The organism is Nonomuraea sp. NPDC049400, assembly GCF_044466425.1.
GTDB lineage: Bacteria > Actinomycetota > Actinomycetes > Streptosporangiales > Streptosporangiaceae > Nonomuraea.
Genome location: NZ_JBITMP010000009.1, coordinates 257,053 through 281,342, shown reverse-complemented (window position 1 = coordinate 281,342; position 24,290 = coordinate 257,053). Strand labels below are relative to the sequence as shown.

The window sequence follows — 24,290 nt, the reverse complement described above, 5'->3', positions numbered from 1 at the left end:
TTTGTCCCCTTCAGCTTGGCACGATCAGGCCCGTGCTGTGAGCCGCCGAGTAATCGTTTTGGTCTTAGCCCCAGAGCTGGGCTATTCTTTCGGACGTCGCCAAGAGCGCGCCTCGAGAGGGGCCGCCAGCGGTGGGGTATGGTGTAATTGGCAGCACGACTGATTCTGGTTCAGTTAGTCTAGGTTCGAGTCCTGGTACCCCAGCACTTCTTATTTCGCCAGTCTGTGCAGGATTTCGGTAATCTCCCGGTACGTTTTCGCCGTCGGCGCATGGGATGCCCTCACCGAGAAGACCTTGAACTGGTTGTCCGGCGTAGCCGCGTTCGCTTCCTTGATCATCCGGTCCTGCAGCGCGAGCGGGATCATCCTGTCCCGCGTGTGCCTGATGTAGACACGCGGCACTCGTCCCCACGCCTCCTTGCGCCCCCGAGCGTCGGCGCCTCCCACCAGGAGACTCTCATCCGGCAGCAACGTGTTCAGCATGGCCAGGACCTCGCCCTCGCTCGCCTCCGCCATGAACGCCGCCTTGACCGCGTCCAGAAACTTCCTGTCCTTGGTGCGCCAGTTCATGCGGATGGCCCCGATCACCCGCGGGTCGGCGATGATGCCGTTCTCCGCCATGCTCGCGGCAAGGCTCTGCTTGCCTTCCGGCGTCGCCAGATAGTCGTTGGGCGAGGGCAGCTTCGTGCAGCAGAACGCGGTGTCGTAGACGAGCAGGTCGATCAGGTCGGGCACCGCGTCGGCCGCCTTGGTGATCGTCGCGCCGCCCAGGCTGCCGCCCACCAGGATCACCGGGCCGTGGGCGGAGGCCCGGCGCACGACATCCACCGTGGCCTCCACATAGTCGTCCAGCGTGACCCTGGCCACCGGCGACGGCAGCGTGGCCAACTGCTCAAGGTCCTGCGGCGCCTGGTAGGCGAGGTGAAACTGCTCCTCGGGGCCGTGGCCGGGCAGGTTCACGCCCACGGTGCGGTGGCCGCGCAACGTCAGCTCCGGATCGGCCGCGGCCATGCCGTTCGCGCCGGTCACGAAGACGTACGTGGTCACGTCCTTCCTGGGCTTGGCCGCCGAGGCGCCCACGGCGCCGGCCCCCGCCACGGCGGCGTACTGGAACATGTCTCTACGGGTCGGAAAGCTCATGTCTCGATGTTCGCCCTGCTCAGCCGAGGTGCGCATCGCCTGCCCGGCTCATCGTGCGGTGGACGCCCGGCATCCACCGATCGGCCGATGACGTGTCAGGCTTGAGGCCATGAGCTGGCTCGACGGCCGTGAGCGCTGGGCTTTCCCGGGGCTCGCGTACGCACTGCTCGCGATCTCCGCGACCGCGGCCGCCCTCGCGGACGCGCCCACCACCGCACCCTGGCCGATCCTCCGCTGGCTGGCGGGCCCGCTCGCGACCTGGCTCGCGACGACGACCGAACCAGCCACCGGCGCCCTGTCCGCCGGCGCTCTGACCACGACGTGGCTCCCACCGGAGCCCTTCACCCTGACGTCGTCCGTGCTGATCTGGCCTGTGGTGGGGTGGCCCGTGCCGGCGCTGGTCGCGGCGGTGTGGCTGGCGCCGATCGCGTGGCTCCACCCTCGCCGCGACAAGCACCGCGTGCTGGTCGTGAGCCACTACCTCGTCCTGATCGTCCTCGCCGGGGTGCTGACCGCCGCGAGCCCTGCTTTCATCCTGTTCGCCGCGATCGGCTACCCGCTGGCCATCGCCATGCTCCCGGCCAGGCTGGTCATGGCGGGCGTGACGTCGACCGCCATCGTCAACGTGACCGCCCAGGTGGGCCCGGGCGCCCGGGACACCCTTCTCGCCGTGCTCGCGGGCGTGGCGCTGCCGCTGGTCATCGCCGGTTGGTACGTCTCCGGCGAGCACGACAAGCGCCGCCGCCTGGTCGAGCGGCTGCGTACCGCCATGGCGGAGAACGCCGATCTCCACGCCAGGCTCCTCGACCAGGCCAGGCGGGCAGGCGTGCTCGACGAGCGGCACCGCGTGGCGGGCGAGATCCACGACACGGTGGCGCAGGACCTCGTCGCCCTGATCGGCCAGCTCAACGCCGCCGACCGCGCCTCCGCGGCCCCCGCGCGCCGCCGCCACCTCGACCAGGCCGCCGAGCTGGCCCGCCGGAGCCTGTCCGAGGCTCGCAGATCCGTACGCGCCCTGCGCCCCGAGCCGCTGGAGAGTGCGAGACTCCCGGAGGCGATCACCGGCATGGCCGAGTCGTGGTCGCGGGCGGCCGGCGTGGACCTGATGCTCGAGATCACCGGCACCCCGGTCGCCCTGGCCGCCGACGTGGAGGCCACCCTGTTCCGCGTGGCCCAGGAGGCTCTGGCCAATGTCGCCAAGCACGCCAGAGCCACCAGGACGGGCCTCACGCTGTCCTACACGGACGAAACGGTCCTCCTCGACATTCGCGACGACGGGACCGGCTTCGACCCGCAGAAGCCCGCTGACGGCTTCGGCCTGGACGGGATGCGGCAACGCGTCCGCGGCGTCGGCGGCACGCTCGACATCGAGTCCGAGCCGGGCCATGGCACTGCCGTGGCCGCCGCCATCCCCGCCATCCCCGCCGAAGGCTCCCGTGAGAGTGCCGATGCCGTGCCCGCTGGGGGCTCCCGTGAGAGTGCCGATGCCGTGCCCGCTGGGGGCTCCCGTGAGAGTGCCGACGCCATCCACGGGGGAGCCGGCCGAGCCGCGGCGGCAGGGCAAGCGATCGATCCTCAGGCCATGCTGCGACGGGGTCTTCGGGCCTCCGGGGCGGGCGATCGGCCTGCGGAGAGGGCGCTGGATGAGACCCTGGCGAGGGACGATCGCCTGGGGGAGGGGGACTGATGCCGGTGAGGTTGCTGATAGCGGACGATCACCCCATCGTGCGCGACGGCCTGCGCGCGGCGCTCGGCGGGGAGCCCGACTTCGAGATCGTCGCGGAGGCGGCCGACGGCGAGGAGGCCGTCCGCCTGGCCGCCGAGCTCGAGCCCGACATCGTTCTCATGGACCTGCGAATGCCCGGCATGGACGGCGTCACCGCCATTCGCCGCCTCCGCGGCACGGGCCCGCGGGTGCTGGTGCTCACCACGTTCGACACCGATGTCCTGCCCGCCCTCGAGGCGGGCGCCACCGGCTACCTGCTCAAGGACGCCCCTCCGGAGGAGCTGGTGCGGGCAGTCAGAGCCACACACAGGGGCGAGACCGTCCTCGCCCCCGCCGCGGCGGGCCGCCTCGCCGACCACCTCCGCAAGCCGTCCAGAGGCAGGCTCAGCAAGCGCGAGCTGGAGGTGCTGCGCCTGGTGGCGGGGGGAGCGACGAACAAGGAGGCGGCGGCCGGCCTGTTCATCAGCGAGGCCAGCGTCAAGACGCACCTGCTGCACATCTACGCCAAGCTCGACGTCCGTGACCGCGCCTCCGCCGTCGCCGAGGCCTACCGCCGCGGCCTCCTCACCCACTGACTCACTCCCGCCCTCCATCACCTGGCTCTCTCCGTCCACTGACCTGCGTTGATCTCTCAAGGTGTCCCGTCGATGCGCGCTTCACCCGGTCGGCCGGGTGCGGATGTGCGGGAGTGCGGTGGTGGCGTGGCGCGTCCTGGGCCTGGCTCGCCACGACCGGCCCGTGTGCGGGAATGCGGGTGGTGGTGTGGCATGTCCTGGGTCCGGCCTGCCGCTACTGGCCCGGGTGGTGGCGGGGTGGTGATTTGGGTAGAGTCCGCCCGGCTTATGGATGTCTTTCGTGTTCGCGCGGGCAGCTTCCCGCGCTTCGTCGCCGCGTTTATCGCCCCGCTCGTCCTCTTCTTCGCCGTATGCCTCCTCCTCGGCGCCATCCTGACCGGCAGCACCCCGCTCGGCGTGGTCATCGGCGCCCTGGCCACCGCCGTGCTCCTGGCCGTGCTCGCGGTCAAGCACCGCCGCCTGACCGCCGGAACCGTCGTCCGGTTCGCGGAGGACGGCGTGGAGCTGACCGACTCGTACGGCTTCCGCGTCCACCTCCGCTGGCCCGACATCACCAGGATCGACATCGTGGACACCCAACTGGCCGACCCGAGAGTCATGGGCCGCCTGGGTGGCATGCGGGTGCGGGCGCAGGCGCTGCGCTCCGCGGGGCTCATCGGATGGGGCGAGCGGACGGTGCCGCCCCGCATACCGGGCTGGATGCGGGACCGGCTGGCCCGCGTCCCCGTGGACCCCGTGACCGGTCGCCCGGAGGTGGCGATCCCGCTGGGGGAGATTGATCCGCTGTGGGAACGAGGGCCGATGGGGGATTGGGTCCGGCGCCACAGGCCCGATCTGATGGGCAGATAAGCGGTTTGGAGTGGTCTCCGGGGTGCGGTAGAGTTACCTGCGTTGCCGGGGAGGCCCGGCATCACCAGCTTGTGGACAGGGTCCCGTCGTCTAGTGGCCCAGGACGCCGCCCTCTCAAGGCGGTAGCGCCGGTTCGAATCCGGTCGGGACTACCACTTGTCACAAGCCCCGCGAAGGTCCCGTCGTCTAGTGGCCCAGGACGCCGCCCTCTCAAGGCGGTAGCGCCGGTTCGAATCCGGTCGGGACTACGTCTACCACAACCGCTCTGGAGCGCACAGCTCCGGAGCGTTTTGTTTTTCCGGGCGAATAAGGCTCCGGCCGAAGAGGGCTCCGGGCGAAAAAAGGCCCCCGCCGCGAACGGCGAGGGCCTCAGAGAAGCGGCGGCTCACATGGAACGGGCCTTGAAGAGCGCGCGCCGGGCCGCCTTGGCGATCTGCTTGTCCGGGTGGACCTGGGAGATCAGGTCCAGCAGTTCCTCCACGTGGGCGTGCGGGATCCGCCAGACCACCTCGAGCAGGCTGTTGACCATCTCAGGCCCGATGTCCCGCAGGCTGCTCACGAACTCCGACCGTCCAAGACCGGCAGAGATCGTCCACATGTCCAGAATCAGCCAGTGCGTGTCGTCCTGCGTGGGCTCAGGCGCCCCCTCGACCTCCAGCTGGCTCAGATGCGTGGCGGCGTAGGGCCGCAGCGAGGGTTGCTTGAGCGCCGCCTGCCAGGCCGGGATGGCGGCCTCGCCCAGCGTGCCGACCACGCTGGCCGCCTGCACCCTGATCAGCGCGTCGCTCTCGTCCTCTGCCGCCGCTTCCAGCAGCTCCTCAGCGGCCTTGCCGGGCTCCCGCAGCCGCATCCAGGCCGCGAACTCCGCGTCGGCCTCGTCCTCCGGCAGCTCGGCGCTGAGCGCCAGCAGCTCGTGGGCGCTCATGGACTCGATCGCGGGCCGCGCGTCCACCTCGATGTCGGCGTCGTCCACCAGGTGGACGACGCCCTCGGTGCCGAGCGGCGTGAGGCGGACGGTGTCGCCGTCGCGCTCCACCATGCCGTAGCCGATCAGCCAGTCGATCGCGGGCGTCAGCGGGTCGCCCGCCGCCTCCCATGCGTCCGACCCCAGCTCGTCGAGGTCGGCGGCGGCCTCGGCCAGGTCCTGTGCCAGCTCGTCCAGCTCGCGCGAGCCGCCCGCCAGCAGCAGGCGGACCAGCAGACCGCGGGTCAGGCCCGCCAGCGCCATCGTGAGGTCTTCGTCGTCCAGCTCAGGGTCGCCGTAGTCGACCGAGTGGAGACCCAGCATCCAGGCGTCGAGCACGTCCTCGTCGTCGTCGAACGGCCACTCCGACGTGTCGTCCTGCACCGCGACCGTGTTGCCCTCGCCGGGCTGGAGGAACTCCAGGTCCACGGCCAGGTTCCAGATGTTCCAGAGCTGCGGGACCGCCTCGGCGATCGGGCCGTCGGTCTCGGGTCTGGGCAGCCCGGTGGCCGCCAGCGCCTCGTCCACCTCGGCGTCGGTGAGCAGCGTTTCCTCGCCCACCCGGCGGCCGGAGCCCACCCACAGGGCGAGGTCGCGGGCCTTGGCGACCAGCGGCGCCTGCCGGGCCGCCGCGGCCAGCTCCGAGTCGGGCCGCAACCGGATCGTGTCGAGATCGGCGAGCTCGTCCGCGAACGGCTCGAAATCGCCAAGGTCGCCGACCTCGTCCTCCTCGTCGTCGTCGCCCTCGGTGTCGTCGAGCAGCTCTTCCATGAGGTCGACGAACTCGTCCTCGACGTCGTCCAGCTCCGCCTGCAGATCGGCGAGGGAGTCCGAGCCCTTGGCCAGCCTGCCGGTCTGGGAGAGGAACGTGAGGTACGCGTCCACGGCCGGGAGCATCCCGTCGGCGGCGGCGTCAGGATCCTCCACGACCTTGGGCATGCGATCGAGCAGCAGGTTACGCAGGTCGGCGCGCTTCCAGGTGCCGAGGTCCTGCGAGAAGGCGAGACGGTGCCAGAGTGCTGCAGGCCCCACGAGCTCGGGGTCGCTTCCGGGGGCGTTCGCACGCGCCCACATGATGAACTCTTCGAGCAGGGGTCGCAGCTCAGTGGCGGCTACCTCGATGCGATCTGTCACGCACTCAGGCTAGTGCGCCCACGAGGCACTCGGCTCCCCAAATACCTGCTTTCTCCGATCATGACGTGCGACGCATTGCCTCCGTTATACGTTCGGCGGCTGCCATGACGGGCACCGCGTGGAGCCGTCCTGGGGCCCTCGTGAGCCGTTCGATGGGGCCGGAGACCGACACGGCCGCGATCACCTTGCCGCCGCTGCCCCTGATGGGGGCCGACACGCTGGCCACCCCCTGCTCGCGCTCGCCGACGCTGTGGGCCCAGCCGCGGCGGCGTACGGAGGCGAGGGTGGCGGCGCTGAACTTGGCGCCGCGCAGGCCCCGGTGCAGCCGGTCCGGCTCCTCCCAGGCCAGCAGTATCTGCGCGGCCGAGCCCGCCGTCATGGGCAGCGCGGAGCCGACCGGCACGGTGTCCCGCAGACCGCTGGCGCGTTCGGCGGCCGCCACGCAGACGCGCTCGTCGCCCTGGCGGCGGTAGAGTTGCGCGCTCTCCCCGGTGAGATCCCTCAGCTGCATCAGTACAGGTGCGGCCACCGCCAGCAGCCGGTCCTCGCCGGCTGCGGTGGACAACTCGGAAAGCCGGGGACCAAGTACGAATCTGCCCTGTGTGTCACGACTCACAATGCGGTGATGCTCAAGTGCGACGGCCAGCCGGTGGGCCGTGGGGCGGGCCAGACCGGTGGCCTGGACGAGCTGCGCCAGTGAAGCGGGTCCCGCTTCTAGGGCATTGAGTACAAGAACTGCCTTGTCGAGTACTCCGACTCCGCTAGAGTTGTCCATACACCGATACTGCCGTCTCGACATATGAGAAAGCAAGTCGGAGGCAAACTCCACGCGAGGGGAGATTGGGACCCCAAGCGAGCGGTGCGACGGTGCATCGCTAACAAACGGGAGGAAGAATCATGGGCCGCACACTGGCCGAGAAGGTCTGGGAGCAACACGTAGTCCGGCGCGTCGAGGGCGAACCGGACCTGCTCTACATCGACCTGCACCTCATTCACGAGGTGACCAGCCCGCAGGCGTTCGACGGGCTCCGTCTCGCCGGCCGGAAGGTGCGGCGGCCCGACCTCACGATCGCCACCGAGGACCACAACGTGCCGACCGTGCTCGGCCCGATCTCCGACCCGGTGTCCAAGACGCAGGTCGAGACGCTGCGCAAGAACGCCGCCGAGTTCGGCATCAGGCTCCATCCGATGGGCGACGCCGGTCAGGGCGTGGTGCACATCATCGGCCCGCAGTTCGGGCTGACGCAGCCGGGCATGACGATCGTGTGTGGCGACTCGCACACCTCGACGCACGGCGCGTTCGGCGGCATCGCGTTCGGCATCGGCACCTCCGAGGTCGAGCACGTGCTCGCCACGCAGACGCTGCCCGCGTACCGGCCGAAGACGATGGCCATCGAGGTCTCCGGCGAACTGCCTGCCGGCGTCACGGCCAAGGACCTGATCCTGGCCATCATCGCCAAGATCGGCACCGGTGGCGGCCAGGGCTACATCGTCGAGTACCGCGGCGAGGCCGTACGCAAGCTCTCCATGGAGGGCCGGATGACGGTCTGCAACATGTCGATCGAGGCGGGCGCCCGCGCCGGCATGATCGCGCCGGACGAGACCACGTTCGAGTACCTCAAAGGCCGCCCGCACGCGCCCGAGGGCGAGGCGTGGGACCAGGCCGTCGAATACTGGAAGTCGCTGCGCACCGACGACGACGCCGTGTTCGACAAGGTCGTGGAGATCGACGCCTCGACGCTGACCCCGTATGTCACGTGGGGCACCAACCCGGGGCAGGGCCTGCCGCTGGGCGAGTCCGTCCCGGCGCCGGAGAGCTTCTCCGACCCGGTCGAGCGCTCGGCCGCCGAGCGGGCGCTCGAGTACATGGGCCTGACCGCCGGCACGCCGCTGCGCGAGATCGAGGTCGACACGGTGTTCGTCGGCTCGTGCACCAACGGCCGCATCGAGGACCTGCGCTCGGCCGCCGAGATCCTGCGCGGCCGCCAGGTGAAGACCCGCACGCTGATCGTGCCCGGTTCGATGTTGGTCAAGCTGCAGGCCGAGCAGGAGGGCCTGCACGAGGTGTTCAAGGCCGCCGGCGCCGAGTGGCGCGAGGCCGGCTGCTCGATGTGCCTGGGCATGAACCCCGACACGCTCAAGCCCGGCGAGCGCAGCGCCTCCACCTCCAACCGCAACTTCGAGGGCCGCCAGGGCAAGGGTGGCCGTACCCACCTGGTGTCGCCGCAGGTCGCCGCCGCGACCGCCGTCACCGGCCGTCTCACCGCGCCCGCCGACCTGTAAGGAGAGCTCACCGATGGAAGCATTCACCACCCACACCGGTACGGCGGTGCCGCTGCGCCGCAGCAACGTCGACACCGACCAGATCATCCCGGCCGTCTGGCTCAAGCAGGTCAGCCGCACCGGCTTCGAGAAGGGCCTGTTCGCGGCCTGGCGCGAGGACCCCACGTTCGTGCTGAACGACCCGGCCTACGAGGGCGGCTCGATCCTCGTCTCCGGTCCCGACTTCGGCACCGGCTCCTCGCGCGAGCACGCGGTCTGGGCGCTGCAGCAGTACGGGTTCCGCGTCGTGATCGCCGCCCGCTTCGGCGACATCTTCCGCAACAACTCCACGAAGATGGGCCTGCTGCCGGTCGTCCTGCCCGGCGACAAGGTCGAGGCCCTGCAGGCGGCCGTCGAGGCGGACCCGAAGCTGGAGGTCACCGTGGACCTGGTGGAACGCCAGGTGCGCTGGGCCGGCGAGGTCGTGCCGTTCGAGATCGACGACTACACCCGCTGGCGGCTCATGGAGGGCCTTGACGACATCGGGCTGACCCTGCGTCACGCCGACGATGTGGCGGCGTACGAGAATGGTCGGCAGCCATGGCTGCCGACGACCGTCTAGAAGACGACGAACTGGCGCGGCGGTTGCGCGAGGCGCACCGCCGCGTCCGCATGCTCCCCGCCACCGAGAAGGCCCGCCTGGGTCGCCGGTACCTCGCGATCTGCGACCTGGCGAAGCGGGATCCGGAAAGAGCCGCCGCCCGTTTGGACGCCTTTCTGGCCGCTCTCGACACGCCACGTAGTGGCGAAAATACGCTTGGTGATTGAGTTCCCTCGCGATCCAGCCTACTTTCGAGCGCGTAAGGGGTTTCTACGTCGAACTCGTGAGCTGGAACCCCGAGCCGTAACTGGGGGAGCAGAACTTTCATGAACAAGCGAGAACTCGTCGAGGCCATCACGGATCGGGTGGGCGACAGGAAGACGGCCACCGAGGCCGTAAACGCGGTCATCGACGCCGTCCAGAAAGCCGTGGCCAGCGGCGACAAGGTCTCGATCACGGGCTTCGGCGCGTTCGAGATGGTGCACAAGCCCGCCCGCACGGCCAGGAACCCGTCGACCGGCGCGGAAATCAACGTTCCCGAGAGCTGGGGGCCGAAGTTCCGCCCGGGGTCGGACTTCAAGGAGCTGGTCAACCAGGGCGGCAAGAAAGCCGGGAAGAAGAAGTAATCCCAGCGAACCAGTACGCCCGGGCCGTCGGCCCGGGCGTTCGCATTTGCCTCCCGCAATCCGCCGTAAAGCGCCGCCGGGCCGCCGCCTCGTGCCCGCCCTGACCGCTACTCCGTGTCGTTCGCCGGCCGCGGCTGAGCGAATGCGTCGGGGACCGGGAAAGTCGAGAGCGTGATGTAGGTGATCTCCCCGCCGGACATCGCGAGGTTGACCCGCTGGCCCGTGCGCAGCAGCCGCAGCGGCCCAGCGTCGAAGGCGGGCGTGCCGAACTCCAGCACGGTCCCGTCGTCCAGGAACACCGTGCCCGAGCGCGTGGACTCGTCGAAGCTGCGTACCGTTCCCTGCACGCAGATCAGCGTAATTGGTTTGCCCCTCACCCGGCGAGGCCACCAGAATCGCGGATCATGGCACGTGCGGGTGACTTCTGGCGATTTGTGTGGGCGAACGGCGTCACGCAAATGGGCACTCAGGTCACGGTCGTGGCCCTGCCGCTGACGGCGCTTCTCACGCTGGACGCCGGCGCGTTCCAGCTCGGCCTGCTCTCGGCGGCCCAGATGCTCGCCTTCCTGCTGATCGGCCTGCCCGCGGGCGTGTGGGTGGACCGGGCGCGGCGCCGCCCCATCCTCATCTGGTCCGACGTCGCGCGCGGAGTGGCGCTGCTGTCGGTCCCGGTGGCGGCCTGGCTCGGCGTGCTGACGCTGCCCCAGCTCTACGTCGTCGCGCTGGTGCTGGGAGTGGGCACGGTGTTCTTCGACGTCGCCCACATGAGTTTCCTGCCCGCCATCGTGCCCAAGGAGCGCCTCGAACGCGGCAACGGCCTCCTGGAGGTCACCAGGAACGTCTCGGTGCTCGCCGGACCGGGCCTCGGGGGGTGGATGGCGGCCGCGCTCACCGCGCCGATCGCGCTGCTCGCCGACGCCGTCAGCTATCTCGCCTCCGCGCTCCTGCTGTCGGGCGTGCGGGCTCAGGAGAGTCCGCGGCGCGGCGAGCGCGGATTACTGCGGCACGAGGTGGCGGAAGGCGTCAAGTTCGTCGCGAGAGAGCGAGTGCTGCGCAGGATCGCGGTCGGCGGCGCGCTGGTCATGATCGCCAACAGCATCTGCACGGTCGGCCTGCCGCTCTACCTGGTCAAGCAGCTCGGCGTCGGCTCCGCCCAGTACGGGCTGCTGCTGTCGGCCACCGCCGTCGGCTCCATCGTCGGCGCCGTGCTGGTGCCCCGCGTCACGGCCCGCTTCGGCACCGGCCGCACCCTGTACGGCTCCGCCGTCCTGGCGACCGTGCTCTACCTGCCCGCGCTGGCGACCGGCCCCGGCTGGCGGCTGCTGATCTTCCCGGTGGCCGGGTCACTGTTCGGCGTGGCCACCTCGATCTTCGGGATCGCCCAGCTCAGCTACCGCCAGCGCATCACCCCCGACCATCTGCTCGGCCGGGTCAACGCCAGCATGCGCTTCCTCATGTGGGGCGCCTTCCCGGTGGGCGGCCTGATCGGCGGCGCGCTGGGGGAGTGGTTCGGCGGCTACACGGTCTTCGCCGCGGGCGTGGCCCTGCTGGGCCTGTCACACCTGGCGGTGGTGACCTCGCCCGCCATCATGAAGGCGCCCGCGTCCCTCTCATGAGGCCGTGTCTCTGTCATGAGGAGGGCCACAGCTCGGAGACCACCGCGGCCGTGTGCGGGCCGAGGCCCAGCGCGATGGCCGCGCGCAGGTCGTCGGGCGTGTCCACATCCCGCCGTACGGACTCGATCCCCGGCAGGCACAGCTCCTTGGCCCCGACCGCCAGATGCTTGGCCCGCGACTCCCCGCCGAACCTGGGCGTGAACGGCATTCCGGGCCGTACCCCGTAGAAGGTCGTCCCCACGTCGAGCGCGTCCGGCACGAAGGCCTGGTCCAGCTCGGCCGCCGCCGACAGCGCCACCCCCAGCTCCGAGGATCGCAGGGCAGGCAGGTCCGCCTGGAGCGCCCCCACCGCGTCGCCGGGCGCGACGCGTACGGCGTGGGCGGCCCCTGTCCGTAAGGCGGTGTTCAGCCCGCGGTCCGGATCGGGCACCACCTCGGCCCCCAGCGCGCCCAGCGGCCCCGCGGCGGCGGGATCGGCCGTCACCACGATCACCCGGGCGACCTGCGCGCATGACAGCGCCGCCGCCACGGTGTCGCTGGCCACCGCCACTGCCAGCCGGATGCGATGCGGTCCCGTCGCCGCGGCCAGCCTTGTCTTCGCCGCGACCAGCGTCTTCACCGGGATCACCAGTGACCAGCGGATGCTCATAGTCTTAAGCATCCCGCCTCGACATCCCGCGCGGCCACCCGGGAGACTTGGGGCGCACCCCGTACGTGTTGGAGGAGACCATGAGCCGCCCCACGAGACCGTCGCGTTTCTGGGAAACCCTGGCAGTAGTTATCGTGAAACCGCTGTCCCGGCTCCTGGTCAAGAAGGACTGGCGCCGGGGAGAGCGCATCCCGCGCACCGGCGGCGTGATCATCGCGGCCAACCACCTCTCCTGGACTGATCCCGTCCTGCTGTCCCACTTCCTCTACAACAACGGCCGCTGGCCGGTGATCCTGGCCAAGGCCGCGCTGTTCAAGGTGCCGGTCCTGGGCAGGGCAGTGATAGGGCTGCTCGCGATCCCGGTCTACCGCGGCAGCGCCGAGGCGGCCAAGTCGCTGGAGGTCTCCGCTCAGCGGCTCAAGGACGGCAGCGCGATCCTGTTCTACCCGGAGGGCACGTGCACCCGCGATCCCGGCCTGTGGCCCATGGTGGGCAAGACGGGCGCGGCCCGGCTGGCGCTGGAGAGCGGCGCGCCGGTCATCCCGGTGGCCCACTGGGGCGCGCATGAGCTCCTGCCATATGGGGAGAAGAAGCCCAGACTGTTCCCGCGCAAGACGTTCCACGTGACGGTGGGGCCGCCGGTGGACCTGTCGAAGTACGAGGGCAAGCCGCTGCACGCGAGCGTGTTGCGCGAGGCGACGGCCGACATCATGGCGGCCATCACCGAGCAGCTCGCCGAGCTGCGTGGCGAGAAGGCACCTGAGACCCCCTACGACCCGGCCGGGCGGTGATGGCATGACGAAGGTGGCCGTGTTCGGCACGGGTTCGTGGGGCACCACGTTCGCGATGATCCTCGCGGAGGCGGGCAACGAGGTCACGCTGTGGGGGCGCAGGCGGGAGCTGGCCGAGGCGATCGACCGCGACCACGTCAACCCGGACTACCTGCCGGGCATCGCCCTCCCGGAGAGGCTGCGCGCGACGACCGATCCGGCGCGTGCGCTCGACGGGGCCGAGTTCGTGGTGCTGGCCGTGCCGTCGCAGCAGTTGCGGCCCAACCTGGCCGCCTGGCGCGAGCACATCCCGCCGAACGCGGTCCTGGTGAGCCTGATGAAGGGCATCGAGCTGGGCACGACCAAGCGGATGAGCGAGGTGATCCGCGAGGTCGCCGAGGTGCCCGAGGAGCGGGTCGCGGTCATCTCCGGCCCCAACCTGGCCAGGGAGATCGCCGAACGCCAGCCCGCCGCCACGGTCGCCGCCTGCACCGACGAGTCGGTCGCCGCCCGCCTCCAGGCGATCTGCCACCTGCCGCCGTGGTTCCGCCCCTACACCAACCCCGACGTGGTCGGGGTCGAGCTCGGCGGCGCGGTGAAGAACGTGATCGCGCTGGCCGTGGGCGTCTCCGCGGGCATGGGCATGGGCGACAACGTCAGCGCCATGCTCATCACCAGGGGACTGGCCGAGATCTCCCGCCTCGGCGCGGCGCTGGGGGCCGACCAGCACACGTTCGCGGGGCTCGCCGGGATGGGCGACCTCGTGGCGACCTGTACGTCGCCGCTGTCGCGCAACCGCACCTTCGGCGAGAACCTGGGCAGGGGCATGACCCTCGACGAGGTCGTGGCGGCCACCAAGCAGACCGCGGAGGGCGTGAAGTCCTGCGAGTCCGTGCTGGAGCTGGCCAGGAAGCACGACGTCGAGATGCCGATCACCGAGGTCGTCGTCGGGGTCGTGCACGACGGCATGTCTCCCGCCGAGGCGGGCATGCTGCTCATGTCCCGCTCACCAAAGCCGGAACGCTACGGAATCTGAGCTTACGGTGGGAGAAAGACCTGATTACGGCGTGCTCGGCTCGCTGTGACCAGAACACCCCGGTAGATTCGGACACCATGAGCAAGCCACGCGTCGCCGTCGTTTTCGGAGGCCGCAATTCTGAGCACGCCGTGTCCCTGATGGGCGCGGGCAGCGTTCTGGATGCGATCGACAGGAGCAAGTACGAGGTCATCCCCGTCGGGATCGCCCAGGACGGCAGGTGGGTGCTGGCAGCTTCCGACCAGCGGTACGCCATCGAGTCGGGCGAGCTGCCCGTCGTCGACACCTCGGGCGCGGCGCTGGCGCTGCCGTCCGGCGGGAGCTCGCTGGTGGCGTACGACGCCGGCAGCATCCCCGTGGAGCTCGGCGCTGTGGACGTGGTCTTCCCCGTGATGCACGGGCCGTTCGCCGAGGACGGCACGATCCAGGGGCTGCTGGAGATGGCCGGGGTGCGCTACGTCGGCTCCGGCGTGCTGGCCAGCGCCGTGGGCATGGACAAGGCCTACATGAAGACCGTGATGGCCGCCGCGGGGTTGCCGACCGGCCCTTACGTCGTCGTACGCGACCGTGACTGGCGGCTCGACCGGGGCCGCGTGCTCAAGGAGGCGGAGTCGCTCGGCTGGCCGGTGTTCGTCAAGCCCGCCAGGGCGGGCTCGTCGCAGGGCATCTCCAAGGCCTCCGACATGGCCGAGCTGGAGTCGGCCGTGGAGTTCGCCAGGCAGCACGACCCGAAGGTGCTGATCGAGGCCGCGATCGAGGGCCGCGAGATCGAGTGCGCGGTGCTGGAGTCGCTCGGCGACGAGCCCGCGGCGGCGTCGCTGCCCGGCGAGGTCAAGGTCGAAGGCGGTCAGGAGTTCTTCGACTTCGAGGCGAAGTACTACCCCGACCAGATGTCGCTCACCGTGCCCGCCGACATTCCCGAGGAGACGGTCGCGGAGCTGCGGGCGATGGCCGTGCGCGCGTTCGAGGCGCTCGACTGCGAGGGGCTCGCGCGGGTCGACTTCTTCTACACGCCCGACGGCGAGCTGATCTTCAACGAGATCAACACCATGCCCGGCTTCACGTCGCTGTCGGTGGCGCCGCAGCTCTGGGCCGCCTCGGGCCTGGACTACCCGGCGCTGGTCGACAGGCTCATCCAGCTCGCGCTGTCACGGCCGACGGGACTGCGTTGACGGGTCGGCGGGCTCGCGCGGACACGGCTGCGTTGACGGGTCGGCGGGCTCGCGCGGACACGGCTGCGTTGACAGGTCGGCGGGCTCGCGCGGACACGGCTGCGCTGACGGCTCAGCGGGGTGGCGTCGAGACCTGGGAGATCGGCTTCGACAGGTCCGCGAGCACCTCGGCGGCCACGTGCTCGCCGCCGACCGTGACCTCCACATAGGCCGTGTCCGTCACCGCGGTGAACAGGGTGGGCCTGTCCGGGTCGGCGAACCAGCCCACCCCGCCGATCTCCTGGAGCTGGTCGGTCGGCGCCATCCTGGCGGGCCTGGGCACGCCGCAGCGCAGCGCGATGGCGGCCTCGCCCCAGACGGCCACGTACGGCGACTCCGGCGTGGACGTGCCACGCCGGTCGCCGTCGAGCGTCTGGGGCAGCAGCGTCGCCAGCTTGTCGCAGGCCGCCACCGCGTCGCCCTGCGGCTTGGGCGGATCGACCTGTACGGTGCCGCCGCAACCGGCGAGTGCGAGGAGAACGAGCAGGACGGCGGCGGCACGCATGCGACGACTACCTTCAGATATGGACGATCGGACACGTAAGAGTACGCGTGATGCCCTCCACTGCCTGAATCTGTGCCACCACGAGCTTGCCCAGCTCGTCGACGTTGTTGGCCTCCGCGCGAACGATCACGTCGTAGGGCCCTGTCACGTCTTCAGCCTGGGTGACGCCGGGAATCCCGGAAATCTCCTGAGCCACGGCAGCGGCCTTGCCGACCTCGGTCTGAATAAGGATGTAGGCCTGCACCATCACGTCCTCCCAGGCGATTGGATCACGCCGAAGGGCCACCGTACCCTGTGTGCGTCAGGAGGTGCGTCATCACAGTCGGAGATCTCGGCGAGTTCGGAGTGATAAATCGTATTACCGGACGTCTGCCCCAGGGCGCGGCGGTAATGCTAGGCCCGGGTGACGACGCCGCCGTCATCGGCGCGTCCGACGGCCGTGTCGTGGTCTCAACGGATTTGCTGATCGAGGGTAGACACTTTCGGCGCGATTGGTCCAGCGGCTATGACGTGGGCCGCAAGGCCGCGGCCCAGAACCTGGCCGACGTGGCCGCCATGGGCGCCCGCCCGACGTCCATCGTGGTCGGGCTGGGCATGCCCGCCGACCTTCCCCTGAAGTGGCTGGACGACCTCACGGACGGGTTCCGCGACGAGTGCGCGGTGGTCGGGGCGAGCGTGGCCGGGGGCGACATCACGAAGTGCGACCTGGTGGTCATCGGGGTGACCGCGCTGGGCGACCTCGGCGGCCGGGCGCCTGTGACGCGCTCGGGCGCCAGGCCGGGGCAGGTGGTGGCGGTGACCGGCCGGCTGGGGTACGCCGCCGCCGGGTGGGCGCTGCTGGAGGCCGGGGTGCCGCTGAACCCCGTTCTCGAGGAGGCCGTGGTCGCGCATCGGCGGCCGTGTCCTCCGTACGAGATGGGGCCGCGGGCCGCCGAGCTCGGCGCGAGCGCGATGCTGGACGTCAGCGACGGGCTGCTGCAGGACCTCGGCCACGTCGCCGAGGCCAGCGGCGTGCGCGTCGAGCTGGATCCGCGGGCGTTCGCGGTGGGGGAGCCCGTGTCCGTCGCGGCCAAGGAATTGGGGGCCGATCCACTGGAGTGGGTGCTCACAGGCGGTGAGGATCACGCGCTCGCGGCGGTTTTCCCCTCAGACGTACGGCTGCCGCCGTCGTGGCAGGTCGTGGGCCGGGTGGTCACGGGTGAGGGCGTTCTGGTGCAGGGGCGGAAGATCGTCCGGCGTGGCTGGGATCACTTTGAGTGACGACTTGTCCCGATTTACATGAAATTTTCCTGATTTGTGGTGGGACTCCGGGGATTGCTGTGACAACCGCGTAGCAAAGGTGTTATGAAGATTGGCGGCCACTGTAACCGCGAGAAAGGGCAGCCATGGGCCGCCACGGCACAGGTGGATCCGACGACGGGGATGAACGGGGGAACAACAGCGCATTCTGGGGTCCTGACGAGCAGGCCGAGCCGCCAGGCTGGCCCTCGTTGCCGGACGAACCCGAGGTGACTGGCCAGTGGGCTCCCATGCCGCGGCGCACGGACGGGCCGCCGCCGCGCGGGCCGCAGTCCGAGCCGTTCGAGACCACCGGGGCCTTCGCGCTGCCCAACGACCCCGCCGGCGGTTTCCCCCCGGCCGACGACCCCGCGCGTGCCTTCCCGCGGAGGCCGGGGGAGGAGGCCGGGCCGTTCGAGACGACGGGCGCCTTCGCCCGCCCGTCGGAGTGGGGCCCGCCGGCCGACCGTACCTTTGACGGCCCCGCCGACCAGACGGCCGTCTTCGGCGGCCCCGACCGGACGCCCGGCCCCGGCCCGATGCCCGGCTCTGGCGCACCGGGCCCGTCCGCCGGGCGGGGCCCCTTCGACCCGCCGGGTCCCTTTGACGGGCCCATGGAGCGCACCTCCTTCTTCGACGGTCCAGATGCGCCGGGTCCTTCCGAGCGCACAGCCTTCTTTGACGGTCCGGACGCGCCAGGTCCCGCTGAGCGCACAGCCTTCTTTGACGGTCCAGATGCGCCAGGTCCCGCTGAGCGCACGGCCTTCTTTGACGGCCCGGACGCGCCGGGTCCTGCCGAGCGCACGGCTTTCTTCGGCGGTCCTGACGCGCCAGGCGGGCCTCGCGGCGATGGCTCAGGGCCCGGCGAGCGCACCGGAAGGTTCGATGTTCCCGTGTCGCCCGGCCCGCCCGAGCCGGGGGACGTCAAAGTGGCCGGGGAGCCGACGGCCGTGCAGGCTCCCGCCTGGGCGAACGCCGAGACCGGGTTTCTCGGCTCCGACTGGTCATCCGACTCCGGCGCCGGCTCCGGCTTCGACGGGCCGGACGACCCGAAGGGCCGGCGCGGGCGCCGTAAAGGCGGACGCGGCGGCGACGACGTGCTCGCCGCGCCCACCTCGGGCGGCGGCAAGGGCCGGGTCGCGCTGCTGTCCGTCGCCGCCGTGGCCGTCGTGCTGGGCGGCACCGTGGCGGGCGTCAAGTTCATGAGCTCGTCGAGCGAGCCGGGCAAGTGTGCGGGTACGACCTGCGCCGCCGTACAGGCGTCCAGCAACCAGCCGGGGCCCGAGGTCGCCCAGCCGAGCGAGGAGCAGACCGAGCCCGAGGCGGAGCCGACGGAGGAGCCGAGCGAGGAGGACACCGCCACGCCCTCCACGGCTCCGTCGCCGACGGCCTCCTACAGCGCCCGCACGCCGCGGCGCACCTCGTCCGCCACGCCGACGCCCACCAGGACCAAGGCGAAGACGTCCGCGAAGCCGACGAAGGAGCCGACGCCGCCCGTCGAGGAGAGCGTGTCCGAGACTCCGACCGCGGAGCCCTCGACGCTGGACGACTCCGACACCGGCGGCGCGCCCACCAGCGGCGTCTCGGCCGCCCCCACCGCCACGGCCACCTTCGGGTCCGGGCAGGGCGGCTCGATGAACGTCCGGCAGAGCATCAGGCAGGGCGTGCTCACCTACAAGGCCGACATGACGCTCTCGAACACGTCCCAGCAGACGCTCGAGAACCCCACCGTGTCCGTCCCGGTCGAGGGCAAGGTCGTGAGCGTGACCGGCGCCCAGTGGACGCAGGACGGCGACCTGCTGATCCTCGACCTGTCGGCGTCGCTGGCGGCGGGTGACTCGGCCGCCGTCTCGTTCACCGCCACGGGCAAGGGTGAGAAGGCCGCGAACTGCGGGCTGGTCAGCGGGGATTGCGCCGTCAGCTGAGTGGTTGGATGGGGGACATGACGGCTTTGACTCCTCCATGTGTGCTGACCGTCGCCGGCTCCGACTCAGGGGGCGGCGCGGGCATCCAGGCCGACCTGAAGACCATGATGGCCATGGGCGTTCACGGCATGAGCGTCATCGCCGCGGTGACGGCGCAGAACTCGCTGGGCGTCCAGGGCTACTGGGAGCTGCCGCCCGAGGCCGTGCGGGCGCAGCTCGACTCGGTGCTCGGCGACATCGGCGCGCGGGCGGTGAAGACCGGCATGCTGGCCTCTCCCGCGCTGGTCGAGACGGTGGCCGGCGTGCTCGGCTCGTACGCCGCCCCGGTGGTCGTGGATCCCGTCGGGGTGTCGAAGCACGGCGACTCGCTGCTCGCGCCCGAGGCCGTGGAGACGGTACGGACGCTGCTGCTGCCCGTGGCCACCGTGGCGACGCCGAACCTGTGGGAGGTGGAGCAGCTCACCTCCGTCAAGGTCGAGGACGAGGACGGGCTGCGGCGGGCCGCGGACGCCGTGCTGGAGCTGGGGCCCTCCTGGGCGCTGATCAAGGGCGGTCACCTGCCCGGGGCGCCGGTCGACCTGCTCACGGACGGCACGAGCGAGTACCGCTTCGCCGCCGAACGCCTCGACAACCGCCACACCCACGGCACGGGCTGCACGCTGGCCTCTGCCATCGCCTCCCGGCTGGCGCTGGGCGACGAGGTGCCGGAGGCGGTGGGCAAGGCGAAGGAGTACGTGACGGGCGCGATCGCCCGCGGCTTCCCCCTGGGCGGCGGCATCGGCCCGGTGGACCACGCCTGGCGCTGGCGCTGACTTCACGCCGTCCTCTCGGGGCGCGAGCCGCCCCGCGGCCGCTCGCGCGCGGCAGTGCTCGTCGCCTCCGAGACAGTGCCCCTTGGGGAGCGCGGACCACGGGCGGTGGGCCGGTGCGCGAAGCGGCCGGCCGACGAGGGGGCGGTCCGTGGCCGCCTGGAAACGAAAGCACGCAAGCCCGCCGCTCCCCGAGAGAGCGACGGGCTTGCGCGAGAAGTGTGGGACTAGCGGGTGACCTTGCCCGCCTTGATGCACGAGGTGCACACGTTCAGCTTCTTCGGCGTGCCGCCGACGACCGCGCGAACCGTCTGAATGTTGGGGTTCCAACGACGGCGGGTGCGGCGGTGCGAGTGGGACACGTTGTTGCCGAAGGTCGGGCCCTTGCGGCAAACATCGCAGACGGAAGCCACGGTTCGCTCCTTAAAACAGTCGATGTAGCCCTGTCCGCTGATGCTTTCCGGGCGGAGGGCGTGCCGGGACAACCGGCCAGCCAGACGAGAATATCCGATCCACACCGATGGGCGCGAACTGGAACGCTGGACCGGAGGTCCGGCAGCGATATTCTCCTTCGGCAACAGTAGCGCATTTGGTCGGGGTCGCTGGTTTCGGAGGGTGCAGATGAAGATCCTCGACCCGCCCGCGGTGCGCCGCTGGGCCCGCCTGGCCGCCGACGCGCTCGGCCAGGCCAGCGCTGAGATCGACGCGCTCAACGTGTTCCCGGTGGCCGACGGTGACACCGGCACCAATCTGCACCTGACCATGCTGTCCGCGGCCGAGGCCGTGGAGTCGCTGCCGGATGACGTGGACGCGGCCGTGATGTGGCAGACGCTCTCGTACGGCGCCCTGGTCGGGGCCCGCGGCAACTCCGGGGTGATCGTCAGTCAGGCGTTACGCGGTCTCGCCGAGGTGCTGAAGGACGGCCCCGATCTGCGGGCCGGGCTGCTCAGGGCCGCCGTGCTGGCCAGGGAGGCGGTGGCCAGGCCGGTGGAGGGCACGGTGCTGAGCGTGCTGGAGTCCGCCGCGCGGGCCGTACAGGAGGTGGACGGGGACGATCTGCCCGAGGTGGCGCGGCAGGCGGCGGGCGAGGCCCGCGCGGCGCTGCGGCGCACGCCCGGCCAGCTCGAGGTGCTGGCCCGCAGCGGCGTGGTGGACGCGGGCGGCGCGGGGGCGGCGATCGTGCTGGAGACCCTGGCCGCCGTGCTCACCGGCTCCTACACCGACCACTACGACGTGCCGGCGCCGACCGCCAAGGTCTCGCCGATGGCCGAAGTGGGTGCGGGGTACGAGGTGATGTACCTGCTGGAGGCCGACGACGCCGCGGTGGCCGCGCTGCGCGAGGAGCTCGACGCCATGGGCGACTCGCTGGTCGTGGTCGGCGGCGGGGGCCTGTGGAACGTGCACGTCCACGTGGCCGAGGCCGGTCCCGCCGTGGAGGCCGGTGTGCGGGCGGGCCGGCCGCACCGGATCAGGATCACGTACCTGGCCGAGCGCACCCACCGCGGCAACGCGGGCAGGGGCGTGGTGGCGGTGGCCGCGGGCGACGGGATCGCGGCGCTCTTCGAGGAGTCCGGCGCTGTCGTGGTGCGGCGCGCGCCGGGCACGCGGCCCACGCTTCCCGCCATGCTGGCCGCGATCAGGCAGGCCGGCACCGAGGTCGCGGTCCTGCCGAACGACGAGGGCGTCAGGTCGATCGCCGCCGCGGCCGCGGAGATCGCCCGCGAGGACGGGGTCACGGTCAGCGTGCTGCCCACGGAGGCGACCGTCCAGGGGCTGGCGGCGCTGGCCGTGCACGACCCGCTGCGGCGCTTCGACGACGACGTGGTGGCGATGACCGACGCCGCGGGGCACACGCGGTACGGGCACGTGACGGTGGCGGACCGTGAGGCGGTCACGAGCGCGGGGGTGTGCCGCCCCGGTGACGTGCTCGGCATGATCGACGGGGATGTCGCGGTGATCGGCGGCTCGCTCGACCGCGTGGCGACCATGGTCGTGGACCGGATGGTGGCGGGCGGCGGCGAGCTGGTGACCCTGGTCACGGGCGCGGACGCGCCGCCCGGGCTGGCGGAGGGCCTGGAGGAGCACCTGAGGCGAACGCGGCCGGACGTGGACCTGGTCGTGTACGACGGCGAGCAGGGCGGCTACCCGCTCCTGATCGGCGTGGAGTGACCTGACGACGGCGATGAACGGGATTCCTGTCGGGCTGAGGCGGTAGAACTTAATGCCGTGAGCCGTTTCGACGAGCCTCTGACGAAGGCGCTCGACCCGAAGACCGCCAAGCTCCTGCACAGCGTGCTCGACCTGGAGACGGTCGGCGACCTGCTGCGCCACTACCCGCGGCGCTACGCCGAGCGCGGCGAGCTGACCTCGCTCGACGCGCTGGAGGTCGACGAGCACGTCACCGTGGTCGGCGAGGTGACCAGGCTCATGCGCAAGCCCATGCGCAACCGCGGCGGCACCTGGCTGGAGGTCGAGGTCGTCGACGGAAACGGCAACAAGATCTACCTGTCGTTCTTCGGCAAGGGCTCCCATGTGGCGGAGTCGCGGCTCAAGCCGGGGCGGCGCGGCATGTTCGCGGGCAAGGTGGGGCTGTTCGGGTCGCGCACCAACCCGCGCTGGCAGCTCGCGCACCCGGAGTTCGAGCTGTTCGAGGAGAGCGAGGCGAGCGCGGAGGAGTTCGCGTCGGCGCCGGTGCCGATCTATCCGGCAGGCAAGGAGCTCACGCCGTGGGCGATCAGGCGCGCGGTCGGCGTCGTGCTCGACACGCTCGGCCCGCTCGACGACCCGCTGCCCGCCGGGCTGCGCGCCCGCCACGGGCTGCAGGATCTGGGCGAGGCGCTGGAGGCCATCCACCGGCCGAAGGACTTCGCCGAGGTGGGGCGGGCACGTAAGCGGCTGAAGTTCGACGAGGCGTTCGTGTTGCAGGCCGTGCTGCTGCAGCGGCGTCAGGCCGCCACCGCGCTGCCCGCCAAGGCCAGGCCCAGGCGTTCCGACGGCATGCTGGCCGACTTCGACGCGCGGTTGCCGTTCTCGCTGACGGAGGGGCAGGCGCAGGTCGGCGAGGAGATCGCCGACGACCTCGCGCGCGAGCACCCGATGCACCGGCTGCTGCAGGGCGAGGTCGGCGCGGGCAAGACGGTCGTGGCGCTGCGGGCGATGCTCCAGGTGGTCGACGCGGGCGGCCAGGCGGCGCTGCTGGCGCCCACGGAGGTGCTGGCCCAACAGCATCATCGCTCGATCACCAACATGCTGGGCGATCTGGCGCAGGGTGGCATGTTCGGGGGCACGGCGGTCACGCTGCTGACCGGCTCGATGGGCGCCGCCGCCCGCCGTTCGGCCCTGCTGGATGCCGCCTCGGGCACGGCGGGGATCGTCGTGGGCACGCACGCGCTGCTGCAGGAGCACGTGCAGTTCGCCGACCTGGGGCTGGTCGTGGTGGACGAGCAGCACCGGTTCGGGGTCGAGCAGCGTGACGCGCTGCGCGAGAAGGCGGGGGGCGGGCGGCCGCACGTCCTGGTCATGACGGCCACCCCGATCCCGCGCACGGTCGCCATGACGGTCTTCGGCGACCTGGAGGTCTCCACGCTGTCCCAGCTCCCGGCCGGGCGTGCCCCCATCTCCACCCACGTCGTCCCGGCGGCCGAGAAGCCCCACTATCTCGAACGCACGTGGGAGCGGGTGCGGGAGGAGGTGGCCCTGGGGCGCCAGGCGTACATCGTGTGCCCGCGCATCGGCGACCTGGAGGGCGACGAGGGCGACCTGGCGGCGGGCGACGACGAGCGCCGCCCGCCGCTCGCCGTCCTCGACGTGGCCGAGCTGCTGAAGAGCGGCCCCTTCCACGACCTGCGCGTCGGCACGCTGCACGGCAAGCTCCCGCCGGAGGAGAAGGACGCGATCATGCGCTCGTTCACGCGGGGCGAGCTGGACGTCCTGGTGGCCACCACGGTGATCGAGGTGGGGGTCGACGTCCCCAACTCCTCCGTCATGATCATCATGGACGCCGACCGCTTCGGCGTCTCCCAGCTCCACCAGCTCCGCGGCCGCGTCGGCCGTGGCGGGCTGCCGGGCTTGTGCCTCCTGGTCTCGGACTTCCCCGAGAGCACCCCGGCCCGCGCCCGGCTGGACGCGGTGGCCGCCACCTTGGACGGGTTCGAGCTGTCGCGCGTGGACCTGGAGCAGCGGCGGGAGGGCGACGTGCTGGGGGCGGCGCAGTCGGGCAAGCGGTCGTCGCTGAAGCTGCTGCAGCTGTTGCGGGACGAGGACGTGATCGCCACCGCCCGCGACGAGGCGGCCGCGCTACTGGCCGAGGACCCCGACCTGGACTCGCACGAGGGCCTGAGGGCCGAGATCGCCCGCCTGCTGGCCGACGAACGCGCTGATTATCTGGAGAAGACCTGACGCGGCGGACTCGCCGCGCAAATGACGACAAAGAAAAAAGGCCCAGCCGCGGGGACGGCCTCCCCCCGAATGCCGTCCCCGGCTGGGCCCACCCTCGGGTCAGGTGCCGAGGGAACCGGCGTGCGGAAGGGCTCACGATCACGCCGGTCGGCCTTCATGTGGGTCACCTTGAAGGCCGCAGAACTCATCATGCGGGCCGACCGAGCCGATGTGAAT

The 24,290-nt window shown here is 71.1% G+C and carries 24 protein-coding genes and 3 tRNA genes; 19 read left to right on the top strand and 8 right to left on the bottom strand.

Going from position 1 to position 24,290, the window contains the following annotated elements; translation table 11 throughout:
* The first annotated feature begins 132 nt into the window (after positions 1-132).
* Positions 133-204, top strand: a tRNA-Gln gene (locus ACIBVN_RS16685).
* A 6-nt stretch (positions 205-210) separates the two neighbouring features.
* On the opposite strand, the gene ACIBVN_RS16680 is transcribed toward ACIBVN_RS16685, so the two are convergent.
* Positions 211-1,140 carry an alpha/beta fold hydrolase gene (locus ACIBVN_RS16680; RefSeq protein WP_397137112.1) on the bottom strand — a complete coding sequence of 310 codons (930 nt, stop codon included), beginning with the start codon at positions 1,138-1,140 and terminating at the stop codon, positions 211-213.
* A gap of 109 nt (positions 1,141-1,249) precedes the next feature.
* Between ACIBVN_RS16680 and ACIBVN_RS16675 the strand changes: the two genes are divergently transcribed.
* The 5 genes from ACIBVN_RS16675 (at position 1,250) to ACIBVN_RS16655 (ending at position 4,538) form a co-directional block, all read left to right on the top strand.
* Positions 1,250-2,827, top strand: a complete 1,578-nt coding sequence (locus ACIBVN_RS16675) for a sensor histidine kinase (protein ID WP_397137110.1) — start codon at positions 1,250-1,252, stop codon at positions 2,825-2,827.
* Positions 2,827-3,441 carry a response regulator gene (locus ACIBVN_RS16670; protein WP_397137108.1) on the top strand — a complete coding sequence of 205 codons (615 nt, stop codon included), beginning with the start codon at positions 2,827-2,829 and terminating at the stop codon, positions 3,439-3,441. Before ACIBVN_RS16675 ends, ACIBVN_RS16670 begins: the two co-directional genes overlap by 1 nt.
* A gap of 267 nt (positions 3,442-3,708) precedes the next feature.
* Positions 3,709-4,290 (top strand): hypothetical protein, encoded by a 582-nt coding sequence (locus tag ACIBVN_RS16665; RefSeq protein ID WP_397137107.1) that lies wholly within the window; start codon positions 3,709-3,711, stop codon positions 4,288-4,290.
* Between the two features lie 79 nt (positions 4,291-4,369).
* Positions 4,370-4,445: transfer RNA gene (locus ACIBVN_RS16660), tRNA-Glu, on the top strand.
* Positions 4,446-4,465: 20 nt separating this feature from the next.
* Positions 4,466-4,538, top strand: a tRNA-Glu gene (locus ACIBVN_RS16655).
* Positions 4,539-4,675: 137 nt separating this feature from the next.
* Here ACIBVN_RS16655 and ACIBVN_RS16650 read toward each other — a convergent pair.
* Together ACIBVN_RS16650 and ACIBVN_RS16645 are read right to left on the bottom strand one after the other, a co-directional pair.
* Positions 4,676-6,388, bottom strand: coding sequence for a hypothetical protein (locus ACIBVN_RS16650; protein ID WP_397137105.1), 1,713 nt, complete (start codon positions 6,386-6,388; stop codon positions 4,676-4,678).
* Between the two features lie 58 nt (positions 6,389-6,446).
* Complete coding sequence (locus ACIBVN_RS16645; protein WP_139632184.1) at positions 6,447-7,163, bottom strand: IclR family transcriptional regulator; 717 nt, start codon at positions 7,161-7,163, stop codon at positions 6,447-6,449.
* 122 nt (positions 7,164-7,285) lie between these two features.
* On the opposite strand from ACIBVN_RS16645, the gene leuC reads away from it, so the two are divergent.
* The 4 genes from leuC (at position 7,286) to ACIBVN_RS16625 (ending at position 9,877) form a co-directional block, all read left to right on the top strand.
* Positions 7,286-8,671 (top strand): 3-isopropylmalate dehydratase large subunit, encoded by a 1,386-nt coding sequence (gene leuC / locus ACIBVN_RS16640; RefSeq protein ID WP_397137103.1) that lies wholly within the window; start codon positions 7,286-7,288, stop codon positions 8,669-8,671.
* 13 nt (positions 8,672-8,684) lie between these two features.
* Positions 8,685-9,272 carry a 3-isopropylmalate dehydratase small subunit gene (leuD, locus tag ACIBVN_RS16635; protein WP_397137101.1) on the top strand — a complete coding sequence of 196 codons (588 nt, stop codon included), beginning with the start codon at positions 8,685-8,687 and terminating at the stop codon, positions 9,270-9,272.
* On the top strand, positions 9,251-9,478 hold the full coding sequence (locus ACIBVN_RS16630; RefSeq protein ID WP_349450885.1) for a hypothetical protein: 228 nt from the start codon (positions 9,251-9,253) through the stop codon (positions 9,476-9,478). The genes leuD and ACIBVN_RS16630 overlap by 22 nt, the downstream gene beginning before the upstream one ends.
* A 99-nt stretch (positions 9,479-9,577) precedes the next feature.
* Positions 9,578-9,877: an HU family DNA-binding protein gene (locus ACIBVN_RS16625; RefSeq protein ID WP_349450886.1), complete on the top strand. Its 300-nt coding sequence runs from the start codon at positions 9,578-9,580 to the stop codon at positions 9,875-9,877.
* 107 nt (positions 9,878-9,984) lie between these two features.
* Here ACIBVN_RS16625 and ACIBVN_RS16620 read toward each other — a convergent pair whose 3' ends face one another.
* Positions 9,985-10,224 carry a hypothetical protein gene (locus ACIBVN_RS16620; protein WP_397137099.1) on the bottom strand — a complete coding sequence of 80 codons (240 nt, stop codon included), beginning with the start codon at positions 10,222-10,224 and terminating at the stop codon, positions 9,985-9,987.
* 57 nt (positions 10,225-10,281) lie between these two features.
* On the opposite strand from ACIBVN_RS16620, the gene ACIBVN_RS16615 reads away from it, so the two are divergent.
* Positions 10,282-11,493 (top strand): MFS transporter, encoded by a 1,212-nt coding sequence (locus ACIBVN_RS16615; RefSeq protein WP_397137097.1) that lies wholly within the window; start codon positions 10,282-10,284, stop codon positions 11,491-11,493.
* Positions 11,494-11,506: 13 nt separating this feature from the next.
* Here ACIBVN_RS16615 and cofC read toward each other — a convergent pair whose 3' ends face one another.
* Positions 11,507-12,142 carry a 2-phospho-L-lactate guanylyltransferase gene (gene cofC / locus ACIBVN_RS16610; RefSeq protein ID WP_397137095.1) on the bottom strand — a complete coding sequence of 212 codons (636 nt, stop codon included), beginning with the start codon at positions 12,140-12,142 and terminating at the stop codon, positions 11,507-11,509.
* 134 nt (positions 12,143-12,276) lie between these two features.
* Here cofC and ACIBVN_RS16605 point away from each other — a divergent pair, with 134 nt between their 5' ends.
* The 3 genes from ACIBVN_RS16605 to ACIBVN_RS16595 all read left to right on the top strand — a co-directional run bounded on the left by ACIBVN_RS16605 (position 12,277) and on the right by ACIBVN_RS16595 (position 15,120).
* The gene (locus ACIBVN_RS16605) at positions 12,277-12,933 is read left to right on the top strand and encodes a lysophospholipid acyltransferase family protein (protein ID WP_397137094.1); all 657 of its coding nucleotides are present in this window, start codon (positions 12,277-12,279) and stop codon (positions 12,931-12,933) included.
* Positions 12,934-12,937: 4 nt separating this feature from the next.
* Positions 12,938-13,948: an NAD(P)H-dependent glycerol-3-phosphate dehydrogenase gene (locus ACIBVN_RS16600; RefSeq protein ID WP_397137092.1), complete on the top strand. Its 1,011-nt coding sequence runs from the start codon at positions 12,938-12,940 to the stop codon at positions 13,946-13,948.
* 77 nt (positions 13,949-14,025) lie between these two features.
* A complete protein-coding gene (locus tag ACIBVN_RS16595; protein WP_397137090.1) occupies positions 14,026-15,120 on the top strand; it encodes a D-alanine--D-alanine ligase family protein in 1,095 nt (364 codons plus the stop codon).
* A gap of 112 nt (positions 15,121-15,232) precedes the next feature.
* Here ACIBVN_RS16595 and ACIBVN_RS16590 read toward each other — a convergent pair whose 3' ends face one another.
* The gene (locus ACIBVN_RS16590; RefSeq protein ID WP_349450893.1) at positions 15,233-15,664 is read right to left on the bottom strand and encodes a DUF3515 domain-containing protein; all 432 of its coding nucleotides are present in this window, start codon (positions 15,662-15,664) and stop codon (positions 15,233-15,235) included.
* A gap of 13 nt (positions 15,665-15,677) precedes the next feature.
* Entirely contained in the window at positions 15,678-15,911 is a 234-nt protein-coding gene (locus ACIBVN_RS16585) for an Lrp/AsnC ligand binding domain-containing protein (protein WP_344991475.1), read from the bottom strand.
* A gap of 47 nt (positions 15,912-15,958) precedes the next feature.
* Between ACIBVN_RS16585 and ACIBVN_RS16580 the strand changes: the two genes are divergently transcribed.
* The 3 genes from ACIBVN_RS16580 (at position 15,959) to thiD (ending at position 19,679) form a co-directional block, all read left to right on the top strand.
* Complete coding sequence (locus ACIBVN_RS16580; protein WP_397137088.1) at positions 15,959-16,924, top strand: thiamine-phosphate kinase; 966 nt, start codon at positions 15,959-15,961, stop codon at positions 16,922-16,924.
* A gap of 269 nt (positions 16,925-17,193) precedes the next feature.
* Complete coding sequence (locus ACIBVN_RS16575; protein WP_397137086.1) at positions 17,194-18,867, top strand: hypothetical protein; 1,674 nt, start codon at positions 17,194-17,196, stop codon at positions 18,865-18,867.
* Positions 18,868-18,875: 8 nt separating this feature from the next.
* Positions 18,876-19,679 (top strand): bifunctional hydroxymethylpyrimidine kinase/phosphomethylpyrimidine kinase, encoded by an 804-nt coding sequence (thiD, locus tag ACIBVN_RS16570; RefSeq protein ID WP_397137085.1) that lies wholly within the window; start codon positions 18,876-18,878, stop codon positions 19,677-19,679.
* A 224-nt stretch (positions 19,680-19,903) separates the two neighbouring features.
* Here thiD and rpmB read toward each other — a convergent pair whose 3' ends face one another.
* Complete coding sequence (gene rpmB / locus ACIBVN_RS16565; RefSeq protein ID WP_043618345.1) at positions 19,904-20,089, bottom strand: 50S ribosomal protein L28; 186 nt, start codon at positions 20,087-20,089, stop codon at positions 19,904-19,906.
* Positions 20,090-20,297: 208 nt separating this feature from the next.
* On the opposite strand from rpmB, the gene ACIBVN_RS16560 reads away from it, so the two are divergent.
* Both ACIBVN_RS16560 and recG read left to right on the top strand, forming a co-directional pair.
* Positions 20,298-21,845 (top strand): DAK2 domain-containing protein, encoded by a 1,548-nt coding sequence (locus ACIBVN_RS16560; protein ID WP_397137083.1) that lies wholly within the window; start codon positions 20,298-20,300, stop codon positions 21,843-21,845.
* A 57-nt stretch (positions 21,846-21,902) separates the two neighbouring features.
* A complete protein-coding gene (gene recG, locus ACIBVN_RS16555) occupies positions 21,903-24,074 on the top strand; it encodes an ATP-dependent DNA helicase RecG (protein WP_397137081.1) in 2,172 nt (723 codons plus the stop codon).
* The last annotated feature ends 216 nt before the right edge of the window (positions 24,075-24,290 follow it).